Annotated in this window: 30 protein-coding genes; 17 read left to right on the plus strand and 13 right to left on the minus strand. The window is 50.6% G+C overall.

Annotated elements, in window-relative coordinates; all coding sequences use genetic code 11:
• Window positions 1–28: 28 nt before the first annotated feature.
• The 3 genes from GCWU000341_RS06855 to GCWU000341_RS06865 are packed head-to-tail and all read right to left on the minus strand — an operon-like array spanning window position 29 to window position 2,372.
• The gene (locus GCWU000341_RS06855; RefSeq protein WP_009215120.1) at window positions 29–697 is read right to left on the minus strand and encodes a DUF4956 domain-containing protein; all 669 of its coding nucleotides are present in this window, start codon (window positions 695–697) and stop codon (window positions 29–31) included.
• Window positions 691–1,497, minus strand: coding sequence for a polyphosphate polymerase domain-containing protein (locus GCWU000341_RS06860; RefSeq protein WP_009215121.1), 807 nt, complete (start codon window positions 1,495–1,497; stop codon window positions 691–693). The genes GCWU000341_RS06855 and GCWU000341_RS06860 overlap by 7 nt, the downstream gene beginning before the upstream one ends.
• An 11-nt stretch (window positions 1,498–1,508) precedes the next feature.
• Window positions 1,509–2,372, minus strand: a complete 864-nt coding sequence (locus GCWU000341_RS06865) for a ComEC/Rec2 family competence protein (protein ID WP_009215122.1) — start codon at window positions 2,370–2,372, stop codon at window positions 1,509–1,511.
• Window positions 2,373–2,614: 242 nt separating this feature from the next.
• Here GCWU000341_RS06865 and GCWU000341_RS06870 point away from each other — a divergent pair, with 242 nt between their 5' ends.
• The 7 genes from GCWU000341_RS06870 to GCWU000341_RS06900 all read left to right on the plus strand — a co-directional run bounded on the left by GCWU000341_RS06870 (window position 2,615) and on the right by GCWU000341_RS06900 (window position 8,950).
• Entirely contained in the window at window positions 2,615–3,076 is a 462-nt protein-coding gene (locus tag GCWU000341_RS06870; RefSeq protein ID WP_155812679.1) for a hypothetical protein, read from the plus strand.
• A 241-nt stretch (window positions 3,077–3,317) separates the two neighbouring features.
• Window positions 3,318–4,154 (plus strand): DUF364 domain-containing protein, encoded by an 837-nt coding sequence (locus GCWU000341_RS06875; protein WP_009215125.1) that lies wholly within the window; start codon window positions 3,318–3,320, stop codon window positions 4,152–4,154.
• Between the two features lie 278 nt (window positions 4,155–4,432).
• Window positions 4,433–5,719, plus strand: coding sequence for an AAA family ATPase (locus tag GCWU000341_RS06880; protein ID WP_155812681.1), 1,287 nt, complete (start codon window positions 4,433–4,435; stop codon window positions 5,717–5,719).
• A 185-nt stretch (window positions 5,720–5,904) separates the two neighbouring features.
• Complete coding sequence (locus tag GCWU000341_RS06885; RefSeq protein WP_009215128.1) at window positions 5,905–6,369, plus strand: hypothetical protein; 465 nt, start codon at window positions 5,905–5,907, stop codon at window positions 6,367–6,369.
• The gene (locus GCWU000341_RS06890) at window positions 6,356–7,144 is read left to right on the plus strand and encodes a hypothetical protein (protein ID WP_009215129.1); all 789 of its coding nucleotides are present in this window, start codon (window positions 6,356–6,358) and stop codon (window positions 7,142–7,144) included. The genes GCWU000341_RS06885 and GCWU000341_RS06890 overlap by 14 nt, the downstream gene beginning before the upstream one ends.
• A gap of 63 nt (window positions 7,145–7,207) precedes the next feature.
• Window positions 7,208–8,704 carry an RNA-binding domain-containing protein gene (locus tag GCWU000341_RS06895; protein WP_009215130.1) on the plus strand — a complete coding sequence of 499 codons (1,497 nt, stop codon included), beginning with the start codon at window positions 7,208–7,210 and terminating at the stop codon, window positions 8,702–8,704.
• Window positions 8,705–8,710: 6 nt separating this feature from the next.
• Window positions 8,711–8,950 carry a hypothetical protein gene (locus GCWU000341_RS06900; RefSeq protein WP_009215131.1) on the plus strand — a complete coding sequence of 80 codons (240 nt, stop codon included), beginning with the start codon at window positions 8,711–8,713 and terminating at the stop codon, window positions 8,948–8,950.
• A 104-nt stretch (window positions 8,951–9,054) separates the two neighbouring features.
• On the opposite strand, the gene GCWU000341_RS06905 is transcribed toward GCWU000341_RS06900, so the two are convergent.
• The 5 genes from GCWU000341_RS06905 to GCWU000341_RS06925 all read right to left on the minus strand — a co-directional run bounded on the left by GCWU000341_RS06905 (window position 9,055) and on the right by GCWU000341_RS06925 (window position 13,537).
• The gene (locus GCWU000341_RS06905) at window positions 9,055–9,468 is read right to left on the minus strand and encodes an EamA family transporter (protein WP_009215132.1); all 414 of its coding nucleotides are present in this window, start codon (window positions 9,466–9,468) and stop codon (window positions 9,055–9,057) included.
• Window positions 9,469–9,543: 75 nt separating this feature from the next.
• Entirely contained in the window at window positions 9,544–10,641 is a 1,098-nt protein-coding gene (locus GCWU000341_RS06910; RefSeq protein ID WP_009215133.1) for an ABC transporter substrate-binding protein, read from the minus strand.
• Between the two features lie 73 nt (window positions 10,642–10,714).
• The gene (locus GCWU000341_RS06915) at window positions 10,715–11,503 is read right to left on the minus strand and encodes an ABC transporter ATP-binding protein (RefSeq protein WP_009215134.1); all 789 of its coding nucleotides are present in this window, start codon (window positions 11,501–11,503) and stop codon (window positions 10,715–10,717) included.
• Window positions 11,504–11,512: 9 nt separating this feature from the next.
• A complete protein-coding gene (locus GCWU000341_RS06920; RefSeq protein WP_009215135.1) occupies window positions 11,513–12,520 on the minus strand; it encodes a FecCD family ABC transporter permease in 1,008 nt (335 codons plus the stop codon).
• A gap of 3 nt (window positions 12,521–12,523) precedes the next feature.
• The gene (locus tag GCWU000341_RS06925; protein ID WP_196794810.1) at window positions 12,524–13,537 is read right to left on the minus strand and encodes a FecCD family ABC transporter permease; all 1,014 of its coding nucleotides are present in this window, start codon (window positions 13,535–13,537) and stop codon (window positions 12,524–12,526) included.
• Window positions 13,538–14,018: 481 nt separating this feature from the next.
• Between GCWU000341_RS06925 and GCWU000341_RS06930 the strand changes: the two genes are divergently transcribed.
• The 4 genes from GCWU000341_RS06930 (at window position 14,019) to GCWU000341_RS06945 (ending at window position 16,226) form a co-directional block, all read left to right on the plus strand.
• Window positions 14,019–14,603: a type IV toxin-antitoxin system AbiEi family antitoxin domain-containing protein gene (locus GCWU000341_RS06930; RefSeq protein WP_009215138.1), complete on the plus strand. Its 585-nt coding sequence runs from the start codon at window positions 14,019–14,021 to the stop codon at window positions 14,601–14,603.
• Window positions 14,600–15,124, plus strand: a complete 525-nt coding sequence (locus GCWU000341_RS06935; RefSeq protein WP_009215139.1) for an adenylate kinase — start codon at window positions 14,600–14,602, stop codon at window positions 15,122–15,124. The genes GCWU000341_RS06930 and GCWU000341_RS06935 overlap by 4 nt, the downstream gene beginning before the upstream one ends.
• A gap of 197 nt (window positions 15,125–15,321) precedes the next feature.
• Window positions 15,322–15,741 carry a hypothetical protein gene (locus GCWU000341_RS06940; RefSeq protein WP_196794811.1) on the plus strand — a complete coding sequence of 140 codons (420 nt, stop codon included), beginning with the start codon at window positions 15,322–15,324 and terminating at the stop codon, window positions 15,739–15,741.
• Window positions 15,738–16,226 carry an NADAR family protein gene (locus tag GCWU000341_RS06945; protein WP_009215141.1) on the plus strand — a complete coding sequence of 163 codons (489 nt, stop codon included), beginning with the start codon at window positions 15,738–15,740 and terminating at the stop codon, window positions 16,224–16,226. The genes GCWU000341_RS06940 and GCWU000341_RS06945 overlap by 4 nt, the downstream gene beginning before the upstream one ends.
• Before the next feature lie 238 nt (window positions 16,227–16,464).
• On the opposite strand, the gene GCWU000341_RS06950 is transcribed toward GCWU000341_RS06945, so the two are convergent.
• Window positions 16,465–17,034, minus strand: a complete 570-nt coding sequence (locus GCWU000341_RS06950; RefSeq protein ID WP_009215143.1) for an RBBP9/YdeN family alpha/beta hydrolase — start codon at window positions 17,032–17,034, stop codon at window positions 16,465–16,467.
• Window positions 17,035–17,116: 82 nt separating this feature from the next.
• Window positions 17,117–17,461 (minus strand): winged helix-turn-helix transcriptional regulator, encoded by a 345-nt coding sequence (locus GCWU000341_RS06955; protein ID WP_009215144.1) that lies wholly within the window; start codon window positions 17,459–17,461, stop codon window positions 17,117–17,119.
• A 113-nt stretch (window positions 17,462–17,574) separates the two neighbouring features.
• Here GCWU000341_RS06955 and GCWU000341_RS06960 point away from each other — a divergent pair, with 113 nt between their 5' ends.
• The 3 genes from GCWU000341_RS06960 (at window position 17,575) to GCWU000341_RS06970 (ending at window position 19,892) form a co-directional block, all read left to right on the plus strand.
• Window positions 17,575–18,624 (plus strand): oxidoreductase, encoded by a 1,050-nt coding sequence (locus GCWU000341_RS06960; protein WP_040653568.1) that lies wholly within the window; start codon window positions 17,575–17,577, stop codon window positions 18,622–18,624.
• 291 nt (window positions 18,625–18,915) lie between these two features.
• Window positions 18,916–19,656, plus strand: a complete 741-nt coding sequence (locus tag GCWU000341_RS06965) for a DUF6577 family protein (protein WP_009215146.1) — start codon at window positions 18,916–18,918, stop codon at window positions 19,654–19,656.
• Window positions 19,653–19,892: a nucleotidyl transferase AbiEii/AbiGii toxin family protein gene (locus tag GCWU000341_RS06970; protein ID WP_009215147.1), complete on the plus strand. Its 240-nt coding sequence runs from the start codon at window positions 19,653–19,655 to the stop codon at window positions 19,890–19,892. The genes GCWU000341_RS06965 and GCWU000341_RS06970 overlap by 4 nt, the downstream gene beginning before the upstream one ends.
• Here GCWU000341_RS06970 and GCWU000341_RS06975 read toward each other — a convergent pair.
• Window positions 19,880–20,707 (minus strand): DUF134 domain-containing protein, encoded by an 828-nt coding sequence (locus tag GCWU000341_RS06975; RefSeq protein ID WP_009215148.1) that lies wholly within the window; start codon window positions 20,705–20,707, stop codon window positions 19,880–19,882. The two genes, GCWU000341_RS06970 and GCWU000341_RS06975, sit on opposite strands and share 13 nt — an antisense overlap.
• A gap of 282 nt (window positions 20,708–20,989) precedes the next feature.
• Between GCWU000341_RS06975 and GCWU000341_RS06980 the strand changes: the two genes are divergently transcribed.
• Window positions 20,990–21,235, plus strand: coding sequence for a glutaredoxin (locus tag GCWU000341_RS06980; RefSeq protein WP_040653570.1), 246 nt, complete (start codon window positions 20,990–20,992; stop codon window positions 21,233–21,235).
• A 68-nt stretch (window positions 21,236–21,303) separates the two neighbouring features.
• A complete protein-coding gene (locus tag GCWU000341_RS06985) occupies window positions 21,304–21,528 on the plus strand; it encodes a hypothetical protein (protein WP_009215150.1) in 225 nt (74 codons plus the stop codon).
• Here the strand turns inward: GCWU000341_RS06985 and GCWU000341_RS06990 are convergent.
• Together GCWU000341_RS06990 and GCWU000341_RS06995 are read right to left on the minus strand one after the other, a co-directional pair.
• Window positions 21,515–22,804 carry a chloride channel protein gene (locus GCWU000341_RS06990; protein WP_009215151.1) on the minus strand — a complete coding sequence of 430 codons (1,290 nt, stop codon included), beginning with the start codon at window positions 22,802–22,804 and terminating at the stop codon, window positions 21,515–21,517. The two genes, GCWU000341_RS06985 and GCWU000341_RS06990, sit on opposite strands and share 14 nt — an antisense overlap.
• Window positions 22,805–23,227: 423 nt before the next feature.
• Window positions 23,228–24,121: an ROK family protein gene (locus GCWU000341_RS06995; RefSeq protein ID WP_009215154.1), complete on the minus strand. Its 894-nt coding sequence runs from the start codon at window positions 24,119–24,121 to the stop codon at window positions 23,228–23,230.
• A 723-nt stretch (window positions 24,122–24,844) separates the two neighbouring features.
• Between GCWU000341_RS06995 and GCWU000341_RS07000 the strand changes: the two genes are divergently transcribed.
• A complete protein-coding gene (locus GCWU000341_RS07000; protein WP_009215155.1) occupies window positions 24,845–26,698 on the plus strand; it encodes an alpha-amylase family glycosyl hydrolase in 1,854 nt (617 codons plus the stop codon).
• Window positions 26,699–26,713 lie beyond the last annotated feature (15 nt).

The raw sequence follows: 26,713 nt of genomic DNA on the forward strand, positions 1-26,713 counted from the left end.
TCTTTCTTCCCTGTCAGCCCAGCTGTGATTATAAGATGTTCTTCTCTCTTTCCACAAGACCCATAATCACGCTGAGGTTTCCGTTCCGGCAGCGGATCTGATCGATCAGCTCCTTTTCTTCCGATGCTTTCCTGAGCTCGACCCGGTAGTTAAGCTCATACATGGTTCCCATGTTGGTCGTCCTGACGCGCCGGAAAAAGGCTTTCCTCGTGTAGCGCTGAAAGAGGTCATCGAAAAGTCCGGGATAGTTCAGGTCCTCCGGGATCGTGATCCTGAGCTCCCGCTGCCTGGAAATGCCCTGACCGTAGGCGCTCCGGTCCAGAATGAGAAGCATTGCTCCCACGATAAGGGTAATGATTGCGGCCAGTGAGAGGAAGCCCATGCCCAGGGCCAATCCGACGGCCATGGAGAAGAAGAGAAATACGATTTCCCAGGCCGAGCCGGCGGCGCTTCGGAATCGGACCAGGCCGAAGGCGCCGAGAACCGCCACGGAGGTTCCGAGGTTTCCGTTTACGATCATGATGACTGCTGTCATTAAAAACGGCATTGCCGCGATGACCACGGCGAACCTCCCGGGTTCATCATTTGTGATATGATAGATGAGCGATATTACAAGTCCGAGAACGAGCCCCGCTGTCAGAGCCATTGCGACGGACTGTAGCTCAAAGCTTCCCGCATGAAAGATACTGCTTAGCATACCATTTCCCTCCTGTCTTCCCGCTCCTCATGAAGCTCCTGTCCTTCATGGAGCTCTTCATAGGAAGGATTTTTCCAATCTTTGATCCGATGCACCATCCATCTCTCCGCATTCCATTGGCCGTGCTCCTTCTTATAGATGTTTCCGTACTTGGAAAACGAAGAGGAATAGATTTTGAGCTCCGCAAGAATTTCCGAAAACCATTTCGGGGCGGCATTTTGGACCTTGCTTTCCATCAGATACCACTTATCCGGGAGAAGGGGCGTCCCGAAGTCGCCGCGCTCCAGCTCGACACTTACCCGCCTGGAACGAATCCGTGCATCAAAGGTGAGCCGAAACTCCGGATCTTCCTTCCCGTAGAGAGCAAGACGATCATAAGCAAGAAACAGCCTGGGCTTTAGCCGATATCTTCGGAGGAAGAAATCGATTTCCCGAAGGATCTGGCATTCGGCGTCCGGACGGATGCCCAGATTCAGATAATCGTATGCCGTAGATAAGGGGAGCTCAATGCGCCGCTTGTTGACGATGTGTTCGTACTTTTTCTTGATCTCCAGAAATACCCTGCTGTCTTTCCCGGGGACGCCGTAGCTTCTCAGTCGAAGCTTTTCCTTATAGCTCAGATGCTCTATGGACCTTCGGATCAGAAGATCATCCTCCGTGTCGTAATAAATGTTGCAGATCGTGCTGAGCCCGTACTGGTCAACGGACATCTGCCCCCGCAGCCGCTCGCGAAGCAGACGGTATACCGCTTCCGGGAGCAGGTATTTTTTCTCGTATCGATTGAAAACAAGCTGTGTCATAGAGATCCCTCCTAATGCCTGACCTTCTGATGCAGCTCAAGCTTCAGGCCGTCACTGATCAAGGTGATCTTCCCGTGCCTCGTCTCCAGCACATCCACTCCGTATTTTTTGAGGAGCTCCAGCGTCTTTTTTTCCGCGGGGTGCTTGTCCGAGGAGCAGATCACCGAATACCGCGGCTTGATAAGCTTCAGCAGATCCTCCTGCGCCGTGTTGTAGATTCCGTGGTGCGGAAACTTGATAAAGCTGCATTCCGGAAGCTGAGCTTCCGAGACCAGCTCGTTGATGCGCTCCTTCTCAATATCCCCGGTAAAGAGAAGCCGGTTGCTTCCATGAGTGACTGTCGCAAGCAGAGAAAAATTGTTGTCATACTCGATCGCTCCCTCCGGGATCTCATAGGATTTCGGAGGATCAACTCTTACCAGCGCATCGCCGAAGGAGAAGGAAAGAGAAGTATTCACCGCCTCCGGCTCTATGGACGCGCTTTTTAGCGCCGCCATAAAATCCGTGTATTCCGTGCTGCTGCCCGGATAATCCGGTATCAGGACTCTGGCCACCGGAATATTTGCGATCAGTGTGTCGGCCCCTCCCACATGATCCTTGTCGTAATGTGTGATGATCAGGACATCGACCAGGGAAATATTCCGATTTTTCAAAAAATCCACCAGCTCCTGTCCGTCATCTTCCTCACCGGTGTCGATCACCATCGCTCTTCCGCCGGATTCCAATACGATAGCGTCCGCCTTCCCGACCTTCAGGAAGGTACAGCTTAAAGGAGTGAGCTTTACCCCGCTGTTACGCTGCTGAAATACGAAAAAGGACAGAGCGCCGAGAATGGCACAAACGAGCAGTACCGATATAAACTGTCTTTCTCTCATACTGTATTCCTCCTTTCACCCTGATAATGCATGAGGCAGGCATTTTATCGCAGCTCTTTGAAAATTTTTCGGCTTCAAACTGTGGGAAGAATATTCGCTTTCGGAGGAAGCCGGAGGCTCTGGCGAAGCGCTATCTGAGGAAAGAAATAGGGGGAATTTTAATGCGGTTTTCATCCGTTTCCTTTATAATGAGCTCGGAAAGGAAAAAAACAGTCGATATTATTATAAGGGAGGCTTTCCATATGAAACACAGGAGAAAGGCATTGGCGCTCCTTGCGGCACTGCTGCCCCTCAGCCTTGCAGCCTGCGGAAACGGGAATTCTTCCGCGGATACAAAGAGCGCGAAGGAAGAGGCTTCCTATGAGAGCAGCTCCACTGATGCTTCAAACGGGAACGAGGGCGGCAGCTCCGCTGACATGAAGGGAATTTTCCAAAAGCTCAGCGGTGCGGTCAAGGTCGGAAGCGATTCCAGTCTAAAGCTGGAACTGACGAATGATCCCAGCCTTACGGGCAGTATTGACGGAAGCATTAAAAACGTAACGGGCGAGACCGTTTCCACTGATATCGGAACAGTCAGCGTGACCTTGGACAGCGGCGGCAGCCGGACTCTTGGCGCAGACAGTTATGTGACGGAATTCAGCGGAAGCGCAGCAAACGTTATCAGCAGCGGCCATGCTTTTTGTACGTCAACGGCATGGCGCTGACGGGGATGAACTGAGAGGGCATAGCGCGATGAAAAAAACGACAGTACCTCTTCTGACACTGAGTCCCGGCGCCCGGCTTTGATGTTATGGACTATGGTCAGGAGGACTACGAGTTTGGAAGCGCGACGGCGGATGCCAGACACTGGGATCCGTATCTGCCCAAGCTATTTGAGAAATACAAGGATGTTCTGTCGCCTCTTTTTCAATCGGGGAAATAAAGCGCACAGGGGAGAGAGATAATATGAAAAAACTTTCTATCTTAAGGGAATCCGTATCTAAACTGGAAGACAATCTGAAGCTGGAGGAAATCACAGTGGAGAGGGCTGTCTTCGGTCTGTTTTTCTCCGGGGTGAAGCTGTCTACGGGACAGGGGGGGCTTTGCTTTACACCGGTGAAGGAGATTCCTGAAGCGGTCTGCTGCCCGAGCTCCGCGAAAGCGATGCCGCTTTCGGGGCGGCTCCGGGGACGGCCCGTCCGGGCGTATCTTGAGGATATTTTCTGCGAAAACATCCTCCGCCGTACTCTGGGGATCGCCGCCCTGAATGCTTTGAGCACGGCAGTGTGGGAGAAGTCCCCGCCCAAAGACTATGAGATTTTAATGGGGAGGGATGCCTTCGACGAGTTGGATCTCAGCCGCTATCCTAAGACCGTGCTGGTCGGCGCGCTGGTGCCTATGCTGAAAAGACTCCTCGCTTCTTCCTCGGATTTCCGCATTATGGAGCAGGATCCCAGGACCTTAAAGGAGAGGGAGCTTCCCTATTATCTTCCGCCGGAGCGGGCAGCAGAGTGCGTGCCGGATGCGGACCTACTGGTCATCACCGGTGTGACGATCTTAAACGATACCCTGCCGGGACTTTTGGAAATGGCAAAGCCGGGGGCGGAGATCCTGCTCGTCGGCCCCACGGCAGGCATGCTCCCGGATGCTCTTTTCTCCCGCGGCGTCACCATGCTCGGCGGGATTTCCGTGACAAAGCCGGATGAGCTTTTAGATATCATCAGCGAGGGGGGATCGGGCTATCACTTCTTCGGGAAATCCGCGGAGAGGACCCTGATCCGGAAGAGGCAAAGATCGAGATAAAGACTTTAAAATTTGCGTTTTTTTAAAATATAGCCATATAAATAGCCTGTAATCTGAGAAAACGCAGTTTATACTTGCGTTTACTCAGACTCCGGGCTATAATCATAAAAGAAAGAAAGAAAAAAGAGGAAAGAAAGAGGCTTGTCAGAACGCTGCTTTGAACAGGAGAAGTTAAATTCGGTTCTGAAAAGATTTGACGAACGACGAACAACGACGGATGCGGATATCAGTACTTTAAGAAAGGAGAAATCGAGCTCGTCCCCTCGATGATGTGCCTTATGCGAATCAGAGCGCTGGCTTTGGATGGATATAAAAATCTTTCAAGATTAAAAATCAGATTGGATGATATTACGGCGCTTGTAGCGTTGAATAATTTTGGAAAATCAAATATTCTCTCGGGAATCGATTTTGGGATCTCCTTTTTAAAAGCCGGGAATGAGGAAAAAGCCTTGATGATGGCGGATTCCGATCTGATTCCCAGGAATGTCAACATGGTCGGAAGAAATTTCAATTATGCGATGGAACTCTCCATGGAGCTTGAGGGGCAGGAGTATATCATCCAGTATGGCTATCAGTTTGCCTGGAAGAGTTCCGAGAAAATGGAGCCGGAAATCCTTTCGGAGTATCTAAAGGTAAAGCTAAATGAGAGAGGGCAGAAATTCAGTCAGCTGATCAGCAGAAATAGGCAGGACGCCAAGTATAAGGCATCTGAGGCAGGGAGGTGCTCTTCCGGGATTTTGGTGGAGAAGAGGGAACTGGTACTTAATAAACTGCGCGCATATGATAGCCTGTATTATGCAGAGCTTATAAAAGAGCTTGGCGGAATTCGTATATACATGGAAAACAACCTCGATGTAAAGAGCTTCTATCAGCCGGATCCGATTATACGGAAAGGACTTGAGAATGAAATGCTCAATGCGGAGAATCTTCCGCGGATCATATTTAAGCTGAAGACAGAGAATGAGCGAAACTATGAGCTTTTGATAAATGTGTACAAGCAGCTTTTTCCTGCCATTGAGGATATCATTGTAAGGCAGTATCAGCTTGGAGAGCACACGGAGGGGCGTCTCCCGGAGGATTCGCCTTTTATCCTTGCGAACCGGTTTTATGTTCTCTATGTAAAAGACAGGAATCTTGTTGCGCCGATTGACTTTCAGATGATGTCGGACGGGGCAAAGCGAGTCTTTATGATCCTTACCAAGATTATTATTTCAAGGGTCAGCAATATTGCATTGATTGCGATTGAGGAGCCGGAGAATTCCGTGCATCCGGGCTTATTTAAGGCGTATATCAGTATCATCCATCAGCTTCTTGATGACTGCAAGGTGATTATCACCAGTCATTCACCATATATTGTGAGTTACCTCAATCCGGCCTGGATTCGCGTGGGACATAGTGATGATTCGGGTGTGGCGGAATTTTTCTGTTTGAAAAAGAATGCGCAAAAACGGCTTGAGAGAGAGGCGAAAGAGTACAATAGTTCACTGGGAGATTATCTTTTCTCTCTTCTTTCCGACCCGGATGACAGCATTTTAGAGTATCTGGAGGATGATCCGGATGAATAAATGTCTTGTGATCTTTGTGGAGGGGGATACGGAGCTTGTATTCTATAAGTGGATTGTGGCGCATGCCAGAGGGAAGCTTGACCAGAACAATGATTCCGATTGATCTGGACGACGGCGTGAAGGTGAATTATGCCAAGTTTGCGGACGTGCTGGCGAAGATTAAGTAAGTAGAAAGGAGTTCCTTTGTGGATGACGAGATCCATATGAGCATTTCCATTCCAACAGATGATGATGGGTATGCTCTCTTAAAGTGTGAATATTGTGGCTCATTTTTCAAGGGAACACCAGCTGACTTGCAAGATGATGGAGTGCTGAACATTTTTTGCCCAAGCTGTGGGCTGATCAGCGACAGCTATGTAACAGATGATGTTCTGGAACTTGCTATTAACATGACAACAAATCTTGTTAATGACATGATTTATGATGCGTTCAAAGATTTGGAGCGCCATAACAGAAAGAATAGCATAATTAAGTTCAAGGCAGGAAAAAAACCGCATCATGAGGCCGAAGACCCCATTCGTTCAGGTATAGAGGCGTTGGAAATATGTACTTTCCCTTGTTGTAAACGTACGGCAAAAATAAAGCCATTGCTGAAGATGACTGGTGCATACTGTCCTTTTTGTGGGGTGAAAAATTATGAAATTGAATAAAAAAGAGCTTAGAAAATTGCAATATGATTTTAACAGTATCTGCAATCGACTCCTTCAAGCTGATTATCAAGATTACCCGGAGGTACTGGGGAAGTTCCTTAAGTTTCTAAATAACGCACCAATTATTTTGGACTATATCAAGGATTGCGGAGTCTGTGACTGGGTCATGGAAGAAACTATTCAGAGTGTTCAAATGGCTTACGGGCGGAAAATATTCGGGACCGGTGAAACGGACGAGGAGGAAGTACGCAATGTTTATGCCGTGTTGAGCTATTTGGTTGAGACAAATAACTCAATTTACCACGGAGTGGCTATGGGATATTCTTCTTCCGGCAAATATCAAGACAAGATAAAGGGATTCAATGAGCGTTTTGTCATGATTCTGATTCGTCACATTGAGCGATATTTGACAAAGGTAGGAATTGATATGGGGATTGATGACAGAGTGATTTATAACGTAACAGTAGATAATGGACAGGCAATTATTGCGGCTGATAATGCAACAGTTACAGCAACGAATAATGTGAGCGTAGATCGTGATGAATTGAAACGGTTGATTACGGATATTCAGTCAACTGCGCAAAATTTTTGTGAAGAAGATAAGCAGACTGTATCTGAGTGTATCGAGGTTATCAAGAATGAAGCAGTTGAAAATAAACCTAAAAAAGGAATGCTGAAGACAGCATTATCAACTTTGACGGCATTAAAGGGTACTGCTGAATTTGTGGCAGCAGTGATGGCGTTGATTCAGTTCGTCGAACCACTTATTCATTAGGACACATTGTTCCCAAATTGTCCGAAAGGATGAGCGAAAGGAAATGGAGAGCGAGGTGTCAGTATGACCATGGAAGAAATACTTGGAGGAGAATCTAAGAACGTGGAGTTCAAGGAAAACCTGCCGGAGAAAAGCATCAAATATATGAAGTCTGTGGTTGCCTTTGCAAACGGAACCGGCGGAAAAATCATCTTTGGAGTTGCCGATAAAACCAGAGAAGTGGTTGGTTTTGACAAGGAAGATGTGTTCAGAAAAATAGATGCCATCGCCAATGCGGTATCTGACAGCTGTGAACCGGCCATTATTCCGGATATTACGGCACAGACGATTGCTGGTAAGACGGTGATCGTTGTGGAGGTTCCCGAAGGCAGACAGCGCCCGTATTATATCAAAGCCCTTGGCAGAGAAGGTGGCGTATATGTCCGTATTGCGGGCACTACTCGCCTTGCTGACGAGTACATGATCAAGGAGCTGTTATTTGAGGGCAGTAACCGTCATTTCGATCAGGTTTTGTGTACTGGATTGACCATCACGGATGGGGAGATTGACGGCCTTTGCACGGCCATGAAAGAACAGGCTGTAAAGAATGCTCGCGGTGAGGAACATAAGGCATCCATCAAGGATGTCGGCAGACAACAGCTGCGTTCCTGGGGAATTTTGATTGAACGGGATGGAAAAGACTATCCATCCAACGCCTTTGCTATTCTGACTGGCAACGGTGGACTTCACGTTGCTACGCAATGTGGTGTATTCAAAGGCAGAACCAAAGAAGTTTTTGTGGATCGGCGAGAATATGACGGCCCGCTGTGGGAGCAGATCGAGGAAGCGTACCAGTTTGTCCTTCGGAACATTCATCTCGGAGCAACATTTGAGGGCGTTTATCGACAGGATGTCTATGAAATTCCGCCGGATGCCATCCGTGAGCTGATTATCAATGCGATGGTACATCGCAGCTATCTGGATCACGGGATGATACAGGTTGCGATATATGATGACCGACTGGAAATCACCTCTCCCGGAAAGCTTCCGATGGGTCAGACCATAGAGCGTATGAAGAAAGGATATTCCAAAATCCGAAATGAAGCGCTGGCTTATGCGTTTTCCTATATGAAGCTGATTGAGCACTGGGGCAGCGGCATTCCGAGAATTATCGGTAAGGTAAAGGCTGCTGGGTTGCAGGAGCCGGAGTTTATCGGCGGAGATGTGGATTTGCGCATCAATATCTATCGAACTCCAAAGGCGGCAAATAGCGCCATGAATAACGCCACAATGAACGCCAGGGAGACAGTATCCGGAACTGGAATGCCAGATAATGCCGACAAACCGCCGACAAACCGCCGACAAACCGCCGATAAAATGCCGGTAAATGAACAGGAGCAGCTGGTTTATAAGTATGTATTAGAAAATAACGGCATTACAACAGTGAAAGCAATGAAACTTCTTGACCTGAAAGAGCGCAGAACCAGAGAACTTCTGGTAAAAATGGTTAAAAACGGATGGCTGAGAAAAGAGGGTTCATCGCGGAGCACAATTTATGTACAAAGCACAGAAAGAGGGTGACGCAGCATGGATGTCGAAAAGATAATACAGGATTTGAATCGGTGGTTTGCGGCTCCTCCGCCTGAGGTTTATAAGCGCCGCGTCATCTTCTGCAGCGATGAGGATAGAGAATTTGAAGATCAGTTGGATGAGATCACGCTAGATGATGCAAAGATAGTTAAGATTACCGGATCCAACAGCTTTGCCATCAAGAAGCTGCTGTTCGTTGAATACTGCGAGCGTATGCTTCCTGGCGGTACTCTATAAAATGTAAGCCATAAGTGTTATAAAAATGCTCGACTGGAACAAGGCGATCCGATCATCGCGAGTTGGATCTTCCCTGTAAGCGGAAATGCTGCTCTTCGGCCGGATCACAGAATCATGAAGATCATTCCGGCAGTAATCAGGATCGCTCCGAAGATATTCGTAAAATGCAGTTTTTCCCGAAGCAGCAGAGCGGCCAGGATCAGGGTGATCACGATGCTGAACTTATCTACCGGTGCCACCTTGGAGGCTTCCCCTAATTGAAGAGCCCTGTAATAGCAAAGCCAGGATATGCCGGTGGCAATCCCGGAAAGGATCAGAAAGAGCCAGGAGCGCCTGCCGATGTCTCCGATCCCTCTGCCTGCGCCGGTGAAGAGCACGATGCCGGAGGCAAAGATTAAGATCACCGCCGTTCGGATGGCGGTGGCGAGATTAGAGTTGACGCCCTCCACCCCGATCTTCCCCAGGATAGAAGTCGCTGCCGCAAATAGGGCAGATAAGAAGGCAAAAATCAGCCACATATATTTTCTCCCGAAAACAGGGGTCAGAACAATCCGGCCCCTGTTTTTCTATGCCGGTGTGTCCCTTGTGCCTGCCTACTTCTGCAGGGCCTTTAAGACATCGGCAATTTTCATTTCCTCAGCCAGAAGTCCGTGTGCCCCCCAGAGACGGGCCTCCACATCATAGACATGCCCGTTTTGCACTGCGGGAATGGTTTTCCACAGGGGATCTGCCGTCATCTCCTCATAGCGCTTCTTGGCGGCGGCATCGTCCTCTGAACCAAGAGAGCCATAGCCCGCTACAAGAAAGATATAGTCCGTCTTCAGATCCGGAAGCGTCTCCAGAGAGATGGCCAGGTTGTCCGCTGTATCATAAGCCACTACCATGGGGTCCGGCTTTAATCCGAGATCGGCGTATAAAAAGGCGCTCATATCATTCTTAGAATACGGATAGAGGCGGATCTCCTTTTTCATGACCCGGAGCATGGAGACGGTGCCGTCCACAGAGGAAAGCCTCTGCCTTGCATCCATCACCGTGTCCTGGAACTGCTGCAGTCTTTTGCTCGCGTCCTCCCCCCGTCCGAGAGCCCGCCCCAGCACCAGGAGAGAGCTTCTGCTATCCTGGAGATGCAGGGCAAAGGTGGGGGCAATCTTCGACAGCTCCTCGTAGATGGACTTGTCGAAGGAGTCACGGATAACGATCAAATCCGGCTTATAGGACATGACCTCCTCGTAGTTTATGGTATTTGCTTCCTCATCCACCGTAATTTTTCCGATGTTCAGGGCGGCCAGTTGCTGATGCAGGTAGAAGTCATCAAAGTCCCGGCAGGCCACCATGGACACATCCAGAGCCAGCATCAGATCCTCCACCTTGATGGAGACAATCCTCTGGGGATTTTCCGGCATCACGGTCTCTCCATAGGCATGCTTTACCACCGTTTTACCGCTGTCGTTTTTGTATACCAGGGCATCTGCCTCCTTCTCGGCCTTTGTCACAATCTCCGAGGGATCCGCCGCGGCCGTCGTCTCCGCCGCCTGGGAGCTTTCCCCCTTGCCTTTGCTTTCCTGAGCCTCACTGCTTTTTGCCTCAGCGGTAGAGGACGTCGTCGTATTCTGAGGAGAGGATGCGCTGCAGCCGTTCAAAAGGATAGTAAAGAGCAGGCCGCAGAGCAAGAGCAGGTTTGATTTTTTCATGATCTTCCTCCATGGATTTCTCCGCCAAAGCGGATATCATAAAACCGGATAAACCGGAATGCTGCCGAATGAATCAGAGTGAGGGGATATTGTCATAGGGGATGCAGAGGGGCCTTTTGCTGCGCTGATCCACCACTACATCGGCCAGTACGCCGAATACCTGCTTCAGATTCTCCGGGGTCAGCACCTCCTCGGCCGATCCCTCACAGGTGATTTTCCCCTTTTTGATCGCCACCACATGGTCCGCGAAGCGGGCCACCTGGTTTAAGTCGTGAATTACCATGACGATCGTCTTTTTATAGTTTTGATTCAAGTCGGACAAGAGCTTTAAAATGTCCAACTGATAGGCGATATCCAAAAAAGTGGTGGGCTCGTCCAAAAACAGGATTTCTGTGTCCTGAGAAATACAAAGGGCAATCCATGCCCTTTGGCGCTGCCCGCCGGAGAGCTGCTCCAGGGCGCGGTCGGCAAATTCTGTCATCCCCGTCACCCTCAGGGCCCAGGCAATTTTTTCCTTATCCTGTGCATCCAGCTTCCCATAGCCCGCTTTGTAGGGAGATCTGCCGTAGGAAACCAGCTCCTCCACAGTCAGCCCCTCCGGAGATTCCGGGCTTTGGGGAAGGATGGCAATGCGCTTTGCCAGTTCTTTGGTGGACTGGGTATAGATATTTTTTCCGTCCAGAATCACCTCTCCCCTGTCCGGATGGAGGATGCGGCATAAAGCCTTTAATATCGTGGACTTCCCGGAACCATTGGCGCCGATGATTACCGTCACCCTGCCCTCGGGGATCCTCAAATTCAGATCTTCTACGATTTTGTTTTTTCCATACGAGATATCTACATTTTGGGAATAAAATTCCATATCGAACTCCTATTTTTTTGATGTCAGAAGGATATACAAAAAATAGGGCGCTCCCACCAAAGACACCACGATTCCCAGCAAAAGCTCTCTGGGCGCTATGATGGTTCTGGCGATCAGATCCGCCGACATCAGAAGCAGGGCCCCCAGCAATGCGGAGATGGGGAGACTCAGCTTGTGATTGGGGCCGACCATCTTCCTTGCCAGGTGAGGGCAGATAAGGCCTACAAAGCTGATGGTGCCTCCCACCGATACGCAGGCCGCTGCCAGCATCACGGCGAGAGCCAGAAATGCGAGCCTTCCCCTTTTCAGATCCGAACCCAGTCCGATGGCGATACCATCGCTGAGGCGCAGAAGATTCAGATCCATGGCGTGGTAGAAAATAATGGGAAGGATCAGCATAAGCCACAGGAGCAGCACCAGTACATGGGTCCAGGTATTTCCGAACACACTTCCGATCATCCAGGTATTGACCCGGTTGTACTGTTCCGGAGAAAGACGGATGCTCACAATCATGTCCAGAGAGTGAATGCCGGAGGATACGGCGATACCCATGAGGATCAGGCGGATCGGAGAAAGGTACTGATCCTTTCTGCTGGCCAGAGTATAGATCAGAATGGCTGCGGCCAGAGCTCCCACCGTGGAAAACAGGGGAAGGACAAAGATTCCGAAGGCAGAGCTTCCCTTGTAAAAATAGCTTAGCAGAAGCACCGAAAGCCCTGCGCCCGCGCTCACTCCCAGAAGATCCGGGCTGGCCAGGGAATTCTTGGATATGGTCTGGAAGATCATGCCGGAGACGGAAAGCCCGGCACCCACCAAAAGCGCCACCAGGATTCGGATCATTCGGTAGTGAAATAAAATCAGCTTTTCCTCCCGTTTTCCCCCTCCGAACAGGATGCGAAAGATATCCTTTAAAGAAAGAGGCGTAAGCCCCGTCGTCAGACTGAGGAGGAAGATCGCCAGTATAAGAACGAGGATGAGAAGCAATGCCGTCCGAAAGCGCCTGTTCTGATTCTCCATGATTTATTTCTCCCCCCTTTTCCGGTTCTTATTTGCCAGTCCGATGAAAAACGGCACGCCGATCAGCGCGGTGACTGCTCCCACGGGGGTCTCAAAAGGCGGATGGATCAGACGGGATACAATGTCTGCCAGCAGCAGTAAAACGGCACCTGCCAGCATTCCGCAGGGAATCACCTTTCGGTAATCCATCCCGACCAGGGCTCGGACGGCATGGGGCACCACCAGACCGATGAATCCGATGGGACCGGCAATGGCCACCGCGGAGCCGGTCAGGATCAGTACCGCCAGAGAGCTGAAAAAGCGGATCTGTCTTGTTTTTCCCCCGAGCCCGACGGCCACTTCTTCTCCGAGACTTAGGATCGTGACGGACCGGGCCATGAAAAAGGCTATGATCAGGCCCGACAAGGTATAGGGAAAAAGCAGCCTGATCTGGGCGAGACGGATGCCGGAAATCCCTCCGGCATTCCAGAAGGTCAGATCCTGAGAAAGCTTAAAGCCCACTGCCAGAGCCTGGCTGACCGCATTGAACATGGCAGTGATGGCGGTTCCCACGAGAGCCAGCTTTAAAGGCTGGCTGTTGCTCCTTCCGAAGGAGGAGACCAGGAAGATGATTGCCGTACTGAGAGCTGCCCCGAGAAAGGAGCAAAGCACCGTCATATTCAGAGAGGCCGCCGGAAAAAAGATCAGTGCCAGTGCCAGTCCGAAGCCGGCCCCGGCATTGATCCCCAGAATCGAAGGGCTTGCCATGGGATTTCTGGTCGTCCCCTGCATAATGGCCCCGGATACGGAAAAGCTCGCACCGACCATGATGGCCGCTAAAGTCCTGGGGAAGCGGGAAGTCCGGATGATCACCTGGCTGCTCTTGCTGCTGTCGTAGAAAAAGAGCGCTTTTACGATGGCATCCGGGGAGATGTTCTTTGCGCCCACCTGCATGGATATGCAGGACAGCAGCAGAAGCAAAAGGAAGAGGACGGCCAGGCATACCATCCATAAATGGCTTTTGCGATTTGTATTCATAGTGATCCCCATATAAAAGTTAGCTAAAACTAACCAGAGTATATAGTCTTCTTTCTCTGCTGTCAAGAAAGGAGCTTGCTCCACTACCGACTATTTCGTCGAGCAGTCAGCCAGAGGATGGCATCAAGGTCTGTACTATCAAGAAAGAATCGCGTGACATTGGAGTCGTCACGATGAACATGCCCTTTTTCAATCCTGTTCTCGTCGGCGACGCAGAGCGCACTATCTGTGGCCAGATTCGCAATTGCAGCGGGATCAAGATACAGACTTTTAGGATGCACTCAAACAGTACGCAAAACGGAAGGACGAGGATTTACGGAAGCAGATGCGCTATGCGCAGATGCTCCATGATGAAAAACTGTGCGCCTGCCTCAGAATAAAGAAAAAGAGGAGAGAACAAAGAGCGATTGCAGGAAATAAGGTTTTATTTACAACCGTGCCAATATGAAATATAATATTAGCACGAAAGTTGGCAACACATATGAAAAAGATTGAGGAACTTGTTGATCCGTCAGGCATTATATTGACAAAAAATGTAATGGACGCGGGGATCAGCAAATATTTCCTGTATTCTTTTCTTGAACAAAGTTCATTTGAACAGGTGGGGTGGGGGATTTATGCTTCTCCCGAAGCATGGGCAGATGGACTTTATATTTTGTCTCTTCACTGCCCTCAGGGGATTATTTCTTATGATGAAGCGTTATATCATTATGGACTGATTGATCGGGAGCCTTTGCAGACTACGATTACAATCTACACAGGGTATAGTACCTCCAGACTTGTCAAAGATGGAATCAAGGTATTTACCGTTAAAAGAGAGCTTCTGGATCTGGGGATGGTGTCCGCCTGGACAGCATTCGGACACATAATACCTATGTATAATATGGAACGAAGCATCTGTGATCTGGCACGAAACAGGGGCCGGTTCGAAATTCAGGATTATCAGATGGCAATACAGTTCTATGTAAGAAGCAGGGATAAAAATTTCAACAGATTAATGGAGTATGCTAAATCCTTTCATGTGGACAAGAAGATACGAGAATATATGGAGATGATTATGATATGATTGTCATTATTACGGGGGCATCTCACACGGGTAAAACTGTGCTGGCACAAAGGATGCTTGAAAAATATAAGTACCCCTATCTCTCCATCGATCATCTGAAGATGGGCTTGATCAGAAGCGGCAATACGGATCTTACGCCGGAGGATGATGACAAACTGGTCGGCTATCTCTGGCCTATCGTCTGTGAAATGATCAAGACGGCGATAGAGAACCGGCAGAATCTAATCGTGGAGGGCTGCTATATCCCGTATAACTGGCGGAAGAATTTTGACAAGGAATATTTGGCGGAGATCAGCTTCATTTGCCTTGCGATGACGGATGCTTATATTGAGGCTCATTTTGATGATATAAGAGATCACGGATCTGATGTTGAGAACAGAATGAACGATTCCTACTGCACTGCTGATTGGATCAAATCGGAAAACAGGAAGATTATAGAAGGATTCCAACGTATGGGAGAACCGATTATTCTTATAAACGATGATTATGAGAAAGCGATGATGGAGATTCTAAATGCTTGACATAGTCAAGTCCAAATGGGTGTGTAAATACCCTCTTGCCACGGTACCGCTTCCGCCGAGCGACCGGTCCGCCGTATGGAATTTTACGGGGCAATCTGCTAAAATCAGAGTCTGGAAAAATTCGGGAAACAGGATTTTGCGAAGGGGTCTATGACGATGAATAAGCAACAGCTGGATTGGAAACGGAGGTGATATTCATGCGGGCATATCCGGATGCCTATTTACAGGATGTAGTCGAAAATCAGGGAAAGCTGTTTGATTTTGTGGCGCAGTCATTTCCCGATAAGGATACGGAAGACTTTATTAAAAGCTATATGGCAAGTAAAACCAGATTGAGCATTGATGAAGCGAAAGCTTATGTAAATACGATGGATGCAAGAGAGCTGTGGGAATATTTCACGAAAACAGAGGGCTATTGCCTGAAAAAGGGGAAGGCGCTGGACGGCTTTATGTCCGACTGGATCGGAGAGTTTTACGCTTACTATCAATGGTATTTTAATCTTCCAAGCTCTGATATCATAAAGAAAATCACAGTGGATTTTTTGAAAAAAGCGTATTATGGCCTGCATGATCTGGAACTTGAGCTTGCCGTTCAGAAAGTGGGGACTTTAAAATGAATGTCATCGGTTTTCATAATCCGGAGGAGGAAAATGGCTTTCTGAGCAACTGGTATCTTTCTGCCTTCCGGTCAGATAATATTGATTTTAGCTCTCTTGAGCAGTTCATGATGTATCGGAAAGCGGTCTGTTTTCGTGATGATGAGTCGGCTGCCAGGATTCTCAGTACGGATGATACCGCGAAGATCAAGGCGTTGGGACGCCTTGTAAGCGGATATGACGGCCACATCTGGAACGGAATCCGGCAGTTGGTTGTGTATGAGGGCTTATTGGCGAAATTCTCACAGAATGAGAGTCTGAAAAGGGATTTGCTGGACACTGGAGATGCTCTTCTTGCAGAGTGCGCGGTCAAAGATTGCATTTGGGGGATAGGATTGTCCATGACGGACCCTAAGCGTTTCGATCCGTCACAGTGGAGGGGACAGAATTTACTCGGATATACGCTTATGATGACACGATCTAAGCTTGCAGCGTCGATGAACTGAGAAATCGGAACGATTTTGGAACAAGAATTAACTTCAACTTGGGAACAGCGGAAGCCGGGAGATACGGTTGCTATTTACATAGATATGATGGACCCGAGGACCAGTATAGTTGATGATTTTCCACACGTAGACCCGGGAAGTGTTGAATCTTTGTGAGGAGGAATGGAGGAGACAGGCACTTCAGCGGCAGCCGAGGGAAAAGGCACTGAGCTTTGAATAAAGGAAAAAATCTTTGCAGTTATTCCATCATTTTGGACAGCGCATCGGAAACAATGGGCAGAGTCGTTATCCCGCAAGCGTCCAGATAGTGCCCGCCGGTTTCGGTCTCATAAAAAAACGCGCCGAATCGTTCGGCAAATGTGCGGCTGAACTCATGGGGGACAATCGGATCGTCCATGGCGGAGACAACGGCTCTGTTCGGAATTATCTCTGAAAGCAGTTTATAGTCCGGCATTTCGGCTGTGAACTCATCGAGGAATGAAAAACCCGGAATCGGCTGATCGAATCCGGAGACGAGAACGACGCCGCCGATCGGGACGGAGGCTTTCTGCAAATATCGCAGTGTTGTAATGCAGCCCAGACTGTGGGCGACAAAATAAGTGTCTCGTGTTACGTTTGTGAGGCGCTTCGAGAGAAACGAAATCCATGTCCCGAAGTCCGGCTGTGCCGGTGTCGGCATATCGATGGACTCGACGGAAATGCCCTTGTCCATAAGCAGCTTGTTCAGCCATGGAAACCAGTGTCTTTCAGAGGATGCGTCAAATCCGTGAATGATATATACGTTCTTATTCTGTGTCTGATTGCTCATTTTATTCCCCTTCGCAGTATAGCTTGTAAAACCGCCTGATTTATCTTACTGCGAGTCGGAGTCCGGAACAAGCAGGCACTTTTTAGTGAGTGCCGGATAAGCGCTTTGCAGCATGCTCTCTCCCCCAATCACACATTACATTGATGATAGGGACGAACGTTTTCCCCTTATCGGACAGAGTGTATTCGACTTTTGGGGGGAGCTGCGGATATTCCGTGCGTATAATCATGCCGTCTTTTTCGAGCTCCTTTAGCTGCGAGCTCAGCATTTTGTGCGTGATCGGAGCCAGATTTCGTTTCAGCGCGCCATATCGTAAAATGGAATCACAGGAAAGCTCATAGAGGATGCGCATCTTCCACTTTCCGCCGATGATTGCCAGGGTTGATAAAAAGGGGGCCTCTTTGCTGCGGCAGATATTTTGAATCATGGATTTCTTTCCTTTTGGAGAGTATCTCACAAATTAGTGAGTACTGTATAGAACGGCATAGGGTTATTATAATGATGCTGAGAGAAATGGCAAGATTCAGGAGAGAATCATCTATGAGCAATCTTTTTTCATCCTATCAGATCAAAAGTGTGAAGTTTAAAAACAGAATTGTCATGGCGCCGATGGTGCGGTTCGGATTCCCCTGCCGTGACGGGATTATTGGAGATGAGCTTATCCGTGAATACTTAGGGTACTGCGATCAGGAGATCGGACTTCTCATCAGCCAGTCTCTGAGCATATCCCCATCGGATGATCCGAGAGCGCGCTCTGCCGGAACGTCCGGCGGAGCAGGGGCATATTCAAAGCGGCATATCCCATATCTTCGGCTGATTGCAGACCGCTGTCATGTGTGCGGAAGCAGATTCTTTGCACAGCTTGGGAAAGGAGGATATGATTTTTCGGCACCCGGTTCCAAAGATGTCAACACGCCTACGACAGCAGATTTGGAACGAATACGAGATGATTTTATCCATGCCGCGTATCTTTGTTTCTGTGCGGGAGCAGATGGGGTTGAACTGCACGGTGCACATGGCTTTTTCTTGAATATGATGACCTCTTCTAAGTCGAATCGGCGCGGCGATAAATACGGAGGAGATCTATATGGTCGGATGAGACTTGTCAGGGAGATCGCGGACGGTATTCGGAAATTTGCCGATGACCGTTTCATCCTGTCCTATCGAATGGGATGGACACATTCACCGGAGGAGGATATCGCAGCAGCGCAGGCGCTCGAGAATATTGGAATCGAAATGCTGCACGTCTCGCACGGGATACCGGAGACACGGGTTTTTCATCTGCCTGTCGATTATGTATATAGCAGCATTGTCTACGCAGGTTCTTCGATCCGGCCGCACGTACACATTCCCGTCATTACCGTTTGGGGGATTGATACACTCGCGAGAGGGGATGTCCTTGTCCGAGATGCTCTCTGTGATTTTGCTGCCTATGGCCGGGCGTTTCTCGCAGATCCGTCATTCGTTCTGCGATCGGCGGAGAACATGAATTATCGCCCCTGTCTTGGCTGTAAAAGCTGTCGATGGTTTACCGACGGCAGGAAATGCCCCGCACGCATTATGCGAAAAAAAAGAGAGTGTGCCGGTTGAGTATGGATCTAAAAGAGAGGGCTTTCTATGCATAAGGCCATGCGCCAGCGTAAAGTTTTTGTAGGATAGCTCAGACAATAAAATAGGGAACGACCATTTGATCTGACAGAAAAACTGCGGGCTTCGGCCCGCAGCTTGCAGAGCTTATCTTTTTGCACCATTATCGCAGTAAATCAAAAATACTGCGATAATGGTGTTGATATTCAGGCTTTTCAGGTGTATACTAAAACACCAAATCAGCAGTAATTCTATTATACTGCGAGAATAGTGTATTAGAAAGAGGCGATCAATATGGAGAATATTCAGAAGAGACTGTCGGGTATAGAACCGGGTCGGACGTTTTCCAGAGAAGAATACTATACAGCAATTCAGAACGGCTCGGGAATGGTATTAAAAGAAGATGCACTTGCTTATTCTCTGCGTAAATCTCTGTCGGATGGAGACATTGTCAGGGTGTCGTGGAATCAGTATGCCGTCCCTGCAATTAGACAAATCTATCGACATGATTATTCCGAGGCGGCGAAAGAAGTGACAGCAAAGATGCAGGAAAGATTTTCTAATGTGCGTTTTCAGATTTTTGAGCTGATACAGCTAAACGAGTTCGTCAATCACCTGGTTGCGCACAATACTATCTTCCTGTATGTGGAGAATGATGCCGTAGACTATGCCTTTGATGCCCTGAAACAGGAGTACTCCGGCAGGATTATGCTGAAGCCATCGGTTGCTGAGTATTACAGATATCTGGTAGATGATGAAATCGTTGTAGGCAGGCTGCCATCGGAATCTCCCAAGGGACTGGAACAGCCGTGGGAGACCAGGATGGAAAAGGTTCTGGTTGACATCGCAGTAGATAAGCTGCTTAGCCAGATTGTTTCGACAGGAGAATATCGGAATATCTTCGCGGATTCAATAGACAGGTACTTTTTGGATACAAAGGCAATGTTCCGATATGCAAAGCGAAAGGGTGCGGAAAAAAAGTTCCGGGCTTTCCTGGAAAAATATGAGATCAATCTGAAGGATGATAAGCTATGATCGTCAGAGAAAACTACGGCGAAGCACACATCAGGGAACTCCAAGTGGGAAGTAAATGTGATCCCGGCCTGATTGAACGTGCCTTGTTTGCATTCGGCCTTCTTGAAGCATTGTCAAAAGTTGGTCTGTCCTTTACGTTCAAGGGTGGAACCAGCTTGCTGCTGTTGCTTTCCAAGCAGATGCGCTTGTCTACAGACATCGACACGGAACAGCCGTGTCGTCCCTATTCTCCGTGATGGTTGCGGCAGCCCTCATCGCCATGCTTGTGTCCGCCGCTGTGCTCTTTCCCGTGATGCTGCCCACAGCCATGCTCTTCCCCGTGGTGATGCCCGCAGCCATGCTCCTCCCCGTGGTGATGTCCGCAGCTGTGGCCTTCTCCGTGGGCGTGGCCGTGCTGACCGCACTTGACGTTTGGATCATACTGAAGTGTCCCCTCCGCCAGCGCTTTGGCCGCGGCGTCCGCAGAACCGGAGACTCCGCCGTAGAGTCGGATGCCCGCCTCCGCCAATGCGTTTTGCGCCCCCATTCCGATACCGCCGCAGATCAGAGAATCTACCTGAGCGGCTTTCAGAAAAGACGCCAGCGCTCCGTGTCCGCTGCCGTTGGTATCTGCGATCTGCTCGGAAATTATTTTTCCGTCCTCCGCGTCATAAAACTTAAACTGCTCGCTGTGGCCGAAATGCTGGAAGATTTCTCCATTTTCGTAAGTGACTGCTATTCTCATGCTTTTCTTTCCTTTCTGGATGATGTTTTCCGTTCCCTGACTGTTGAGTCGATAATTGCCGCCGCGGATCAGCAGGCGTTTTCCGTCTACCAGCGCTTCCGCCAGCTTCCGGCGTGCACAGTTATAGATGGCGGTGACAGTGGTGCGGGCCACTCCCATATGGCCGGCGCATTGCTCCTGAGTCATCCCTTCGCGGTCGAGCAGACGAATCGTTTCGAACTCGTCCAGGCTCATTATGACCGGTTCCTCCTCTGTGTCCTCCTCTGGGGAGAACTCCCAGCAGTCCGGATAGGCGCCGATCCATCTGCAGCGCTGCTTTCTCGGCACGGGAGCACCTCCTTTCTGACATATGTCATTAAAAAGAATAGCATTATTTCAGACATATGTCAAGAATAAGAGCAGAATCCTTCGGCAAAATGAGGCAGGGGGGATCTCAGCGCCGCGGCTTTGCTTCTGATTCGCCTTGCGCATAAAGTGCATGGCTTTGGAGCTTGACACCGGATCGGCAGGGTTGTATAAGGAATCAAGCGAAGAGGAAGGAAGATATAGAAGAAGGAAGAGATAGAAAAAAAGAGATAGAAAAAAGAAAGAGATAGAAGGAGGAAGAGCATGATTACAGTCTATGGTATGCCGAGCTGTCCGGACTGCGAGACGGTGGAGAAAGAGATCCGCGGCAATGAAAATTTCCGCTTCGTGGACATCGGTTCCCATGTGGGAAAGATGAAGGAATTTCTCCGTCTTCGTGACAAGAACCCGGCATTTGATGAGGCAAAGAGGAATGGCTATATCGGGATTCCCTGCTTTTTGAGGGAGGATGGAAGCGTGACACTGAGTGCGGAGGATGTGGGACTTTAAGAGAGGACCGAAGAAAAAAGAAGTCTTCGCGGAGGCAGAGGCTTCTTTTTTGAAGAAAGGGAAGAAGTATGAATCTGATGGAGAAGATGGAGATCGGGGCGCAGCTGAAGCGCTTTCAGGAGAATCATCCGAAGGTGTCTCGCTTTTTGAAGCTTGAGTTCGGGCGAGGCCTTCCGGAAGGAACTGTGCTGGAGCTTCGTATAAAAAAGCCCGGGGAAAAGGAACTGATCAGCAATATGAAGCTTTGCCCGGATGATGTAAAGCTCTTGCAAAAGCTGCTCAGTGCGCATTGATATTCAGCTCTTCCTCGGAGACCCTGGAGTAGAGAATCTTCTGAGCAGAGTAGATGCCGTAGTTTCCGGAGAAGAGGTAGGTGATCGCGACAGCCATCAGAAAGTAGGAGGAGGCCTGGAAGCCGAACATCTCGCAGCTTATGAGGAGCGCCGCGATGGGGCAGTTGGTCACGCCGCAGAAGACGCAGGTCATGCCGATGGCGGAGAAGAGGCGGGGATCCATGCCGAAAAGGCAGGCAGCCGCATTTCCGAAGACCGCACCGATAAAGAGGGAGGGGACAATTTCACCTCCCTGGAAGCCTCCGGCGAGGGAGAGCGCGGTGAAGAGGATCTTAAGGAGAAAGGCGTAGGGAGCGGCGCGGAAGCCCTGGTCTACGACAGCAGAAACGATGGTATGCATGCCGGTTCCGTTGTAGCTTTGGTCTCCGACGGCGAGGGTCAGGGAAAGGACGGCGATGCCCGCGATGAAGCTTCGGAGATAGGTGTTTTCCAGGTATTTGTTCAGTAGGGCCTTGATCCGATGCACACTCACGCAGAAGAGTACACTCACCAGAGCGCAGAGAAAGGCAAAGAGAATCGTGAGAAGGGCGCTGTGAGCGCTGAAATCCGCCACCTCGTTTACGAGCATGGCGCTTTCTTTTGCTCCGAGAAATTCCGCGACCAGGTGGGCGGTCAGGGCGGAGACCACGCAGGGGACGAAGGCAAAGTAGTAGATATTCCCCACGGTACTGATCTCCATCGCGAGCACGGCGGCCGCGAGGGGAGTGCCGAAGAGGGCGGAGAAGGCGGCGCTCATGCCGCACATTATGAGCTGCCTTCGATCGTTATCCCGGAAATGAAAAATCCTTCCGAGGAGATTTCCGAGAGAGCCTCCCACCTGGAGAGCCGCACCCTCCCGACCGACGGAGGCGCCGAAGAGGTGGGAGAGGATGGAGGAGAGGATGATGAGCGGGGCCATCTTTCCGGGGACGCGGTCTCCCGTCCGGATCGCCTCCAGGACGAGATTGGTCCCCTTGGGCTGCCTGACGCCGAGGAGGCGGTAGTAGAATACGATGGCGAGGCCGGCGAAGGGAAGGAAGAAGATCAGCCGGGGATGGGAGAGACGGAAGCCGGTGACGAAGACGATCGCATTCGCGAATTCTGCAGAGATCGCTCCGACGAAGATCCCGCAGAGGATCCCAAACAGGATCCATTTGAGTCCCCGAAGATAGATCCGTCCGACATGCATGGCGTAATCCCGGTAAATCATATTTGTCCTTTCTGTTTCCATTTCCATTCCTTGTCTCCTGCCGTCCCTTGTCCCGCCAGCCGGTCTGACGCGGAAGCATCTCTCCCGGCTGCTGTATCCTATAGACTTATACTGTCCCCCTGCTCCGCCGGTTTGACGCGGGAGCACCTATTCTGACTGCCGTACCCTGCGGACCTATGCCGTTCTTTTGCTTGCGCCGGCCCGATGCGGAAGCTCTCATGTCGGCCGCCGCACTCTATGGACTTCTGTCTGAGGGAAATGTCCCGCCGGTCCGATGCGGGAGCCCTTACTCCGGTTGCCATATCCTTTGGACTCATGTCTGAGGGAAATTCCGGGACAAAGGCAGCCTGCCCGCGGATCAGCAGGGCAGGCTATAAATAGCCGACGGGAGAAAAGCCCGCTTGAAGCATAAGAAGCAGATTGAAGCATAAGAAGCATAAGAGGAGGGCGTCAAGCTCTGGCAGAAGCAGCGCTTCTCTCCTTTTCCTCGATGGCGAGCCGGATGCAGCCCATGATGCCCTGGTCGTCGTGAAGGCTCGCCGGGACGATATAGCTTGTGATATCGGAAAGCTCTTTCGTGTGGAGGTAGCCGTTCAGCTGGGAGACGACCTGCCTTCGAATCATGGGGAAGAGCTGCTCCTGGTGCATGACGCCGCCTCCGAGGATGATCCGCTTCGGACTCAGGGAGAGGATCAGATTGCAAAGTGCCTGCGCGATATAGTAGGCTTCGATCTCCCAGGCCTTTTGATTGTCCGCGAGCTCCCTGCCTGTTCTGCCCCAGCGCTCTTCCAGCGCGGGCCCCGAGGCCATTCCCTCAAAGCAGTTTCCGTGGAAGGGGCAGTGACCCGTATAGGGATCGTCCGGGTGCGGGACGAGGAGCATATGGCCGACTTCCGGGTGGAGCATGCCGTGGACGAGATTCCCCCCCGAGAGGATGCCGCCGCCGACACCTGTTCCGATCGTGAGGTAGATGACATCGCGGAGGCCCTTTGAGCTTCCGTAGCACACCTCTCCGAGGAGAGAGCCGTTGACATCCGTGTCAAAGCCGACCGGAACGGACAGAGCGTCCCTCAGTGCCCCGACGATGTTATAGTTTTTCCACTTTAGCTTCGGCGTCGTCGTGATATAGCCGTAGGTTTCGGAACCTCTGTCCAGGTCGATCGGCCCGAAGCAGGCGACGCCGAGTGCTTCGATCGGCCTCCCTCTGAAGTAATCGATGATCTTCGGGATCGTGATTTCCGGTTCTATCGTCGGAATAGAAAGCTGTTCGTAAATCTTCCCGTTCTCGTCACCCAAGGCGCAGATCATTTTCGTTCCGCCGGCTTCCAGTGCTCCATACAGCATAGATAACCTCCCCCATTTATGTATGCTCATACTTAGCTGTGCTCGCGCGCAGCGATATCCTTCAGACTTCCAAGATCGTAAAGGCGCTGCCCCGGCGCTTTGTCCGTCTGCCGCCCCGACGCTGAAACGCCCCGAGTCTGTCCGATGGCAGACCTCTGCGCTTAGTGCGCGGCAGTCGGAGCGAGAGTGTCCTGTACCGGACGGACAAGCGGCAGAAAGGGCGTCCTTACATATCCGCAGCTGTTGTCCCGTCAATATCCAAATGTCCGTGCGCGCGAGTTTGCCTCGCATTTGTCTGCCTGACGGGGACGGATACACTTACCCAGTAGTATACCGGGAAAGGGCCAAAAAAATCAATCCTGAGTCGGAAAAAGCTTCAGATAAAGCTCCCGAGCATCGCTGCTTTTTTTCAGATAAACATAGCGATTTGTCTTAAGCGAAAAACAAACGGGTGAATTCTGCTAATTTATCTTTCGCCGCGGTGTGAAAAAAGATGGATACTGCCGGTTTTAAGAGACTTGTTGAATGAAATGAAAGTATTTATAATCATTAGATAAGGTGAAGCGAGAAAACATGCCGTATCTGCATGGGTGCGGAGGGAAGAGCCGCAGTGGAAGTTTCTTACGATGCGGAGAGAGGTCGGCAGTGTCAAGGGGGAGCGGAGAAGCATCCTGTGTGTTCAGAGCAGGAGGCGGATTTTTGCCTGTGCGGGAGGAGGGGAGAATGTTCGCTGAGATAGAGCTGGAAACGGAATTCAAGGAGCGCCTGGAGCGAAATTATGATGAGCTGAAGTGGCTGTACGCAGAGCTTTATCATAATGACGGCCAGGCTTTTGATTATTTTCTCACAATGCTCCATGAATTCTATCATTCCCGTCCGGAGGAGCTCAGAGAGCAGGACAGAGTAAGGGAGGAGCATCCGGACTGGTACAAGGGGAACGATATGCTGGGCATGCTCCTCTACACGAGATGCTTCGGTAAGACTTTGGACGGCGTCCGGGAAAAGCTCGATTACCTCAAGGAGAGCGGCGTCAATTATGTTCACCTGATGCCGCTTCTCGAGAGTCCGGAGGGGCGTTCGGACGGGGGCTATGCGGTCTCTGATTTCCGAAAGATCCAGCCGGAGCTTGGGAGCATGGAGGATCTCGCCGCACTCGCCTCTGACTGCCGAAAGAGGGGGATGAGCCTCTGCCTCGACTTTGTGATGAATCATACCTCGGAGGAGCATGAATGGGCTGTCCGCGCGCGAAACGGGGAGAAGGAATTCCAGGACCGCTACTTTTTCTTCGACAACTGGAATATCCCGAACGAGTTTGAGAAGACGGTTCCGCAGGTCTTTCCGCAGACGGCGCCCGGGAATTTCACCTGGTGCGAGGCCGTGCAAAAGGTGGTCATGACGACCTTCTATCCCTATCAATGGGATTTAAATTATGCGAATCCCACGGTCTTTAATGATATGTGCTCCAATATGCTCTACCTTTGCAATATCGGAGCGGATGTCTTCCGTCTGGATGCGGTGCCCTATATCTGGAAGAGGCTCGGCACAAACTGCAGAAATCTCCCGGAGGTCCATACGCTTGTACGCATCCTCCGGATGGCGACGGAGATCGTCTGTCCCGGGACCCTGCTTCTCGGGGAGGTCGTCATGGAGCCCTCGAAGGTCGTCCCCTATTTCGGGAGCAGAGGGAAGCCGGAGTGCCAGATGCTCTACAATGTCACCACGATGGCGAGTACCTGGCATACCGTCGCGACCAAGGACGTGCGGCTCTTAAAGCATCAGCTCGGGCAGGTTTTCTCTCTCCCGAAGGAGTATATTTTCTTAAATTATCTCCGCTGCCATGATGACATCGGCTGGGGGCTGGACTTTCCCTTCCTCGCGCAGTTCGGCGTGAGGGAGGTGGAGCACAAGAGATTTCTGAACCATTATTTCCTCGGGGATTTCCCGGGCTCGGATTCGAGGGGGGAGCTCTACAACGATGATCCGCGCCTCGGAGATGCGAGACTCTGCGGGACGACCGCCTCTCTCTGCGGCATCGAGGCCGCAGAATATGAGGGGGATGAGGAGAAGCTCGATAAGGCGATCCGCCTCGACATCATGCTTCATGCCTTTCTCCTGAGCCAGTCCGGCATCCCCGTGATCTATTCGGGGGATGAGATCGGACAGAGGAATGATTACAGCTACCACGAGGATCCTCTCAAGTGGAGCGATTCCCGCTATCTCCACAGGGGGAGATTCCCCTGGGAGGAGGCAAAGCGCCGGAAGATGAAGGAGAGCCGGGAGGGGAGGATATTCCGGGCGATTCAGAGGCTTGTGAAGCTCCGCGAAAAGCACGGTGTCTTTGAGAGCGCGGCGGATGTCTGGATCCTGGAGTGCTGGAACGATCATGTCCTCGGGATCGGGCGCTATTACAAGGGGGAGAAGCTGCTGGCTCTCTTTAATTTCAGCGAGGAGGAGCAGACGGCCTGGATCAATGAGGTCGAGGATTATACGGACCTTCTGAGCCGGAAGAAATGCCCCGCGAAGGGCGTCAGTGTCCCGGGCTATGGATTTTTCTGGCTCTGCACGCGTTTCCGTTAGCAAAGAGAAATAGAA

Source organism: Oribacterium sp. oral taxon 078 str. F0262, from assembly GCF_000160135.1.
Classification (GTDB): domain Bacteria; phylum Bacillota; class Clostridia; order Lachnospirales; family Lachnospiraceae; genus Oribacterium.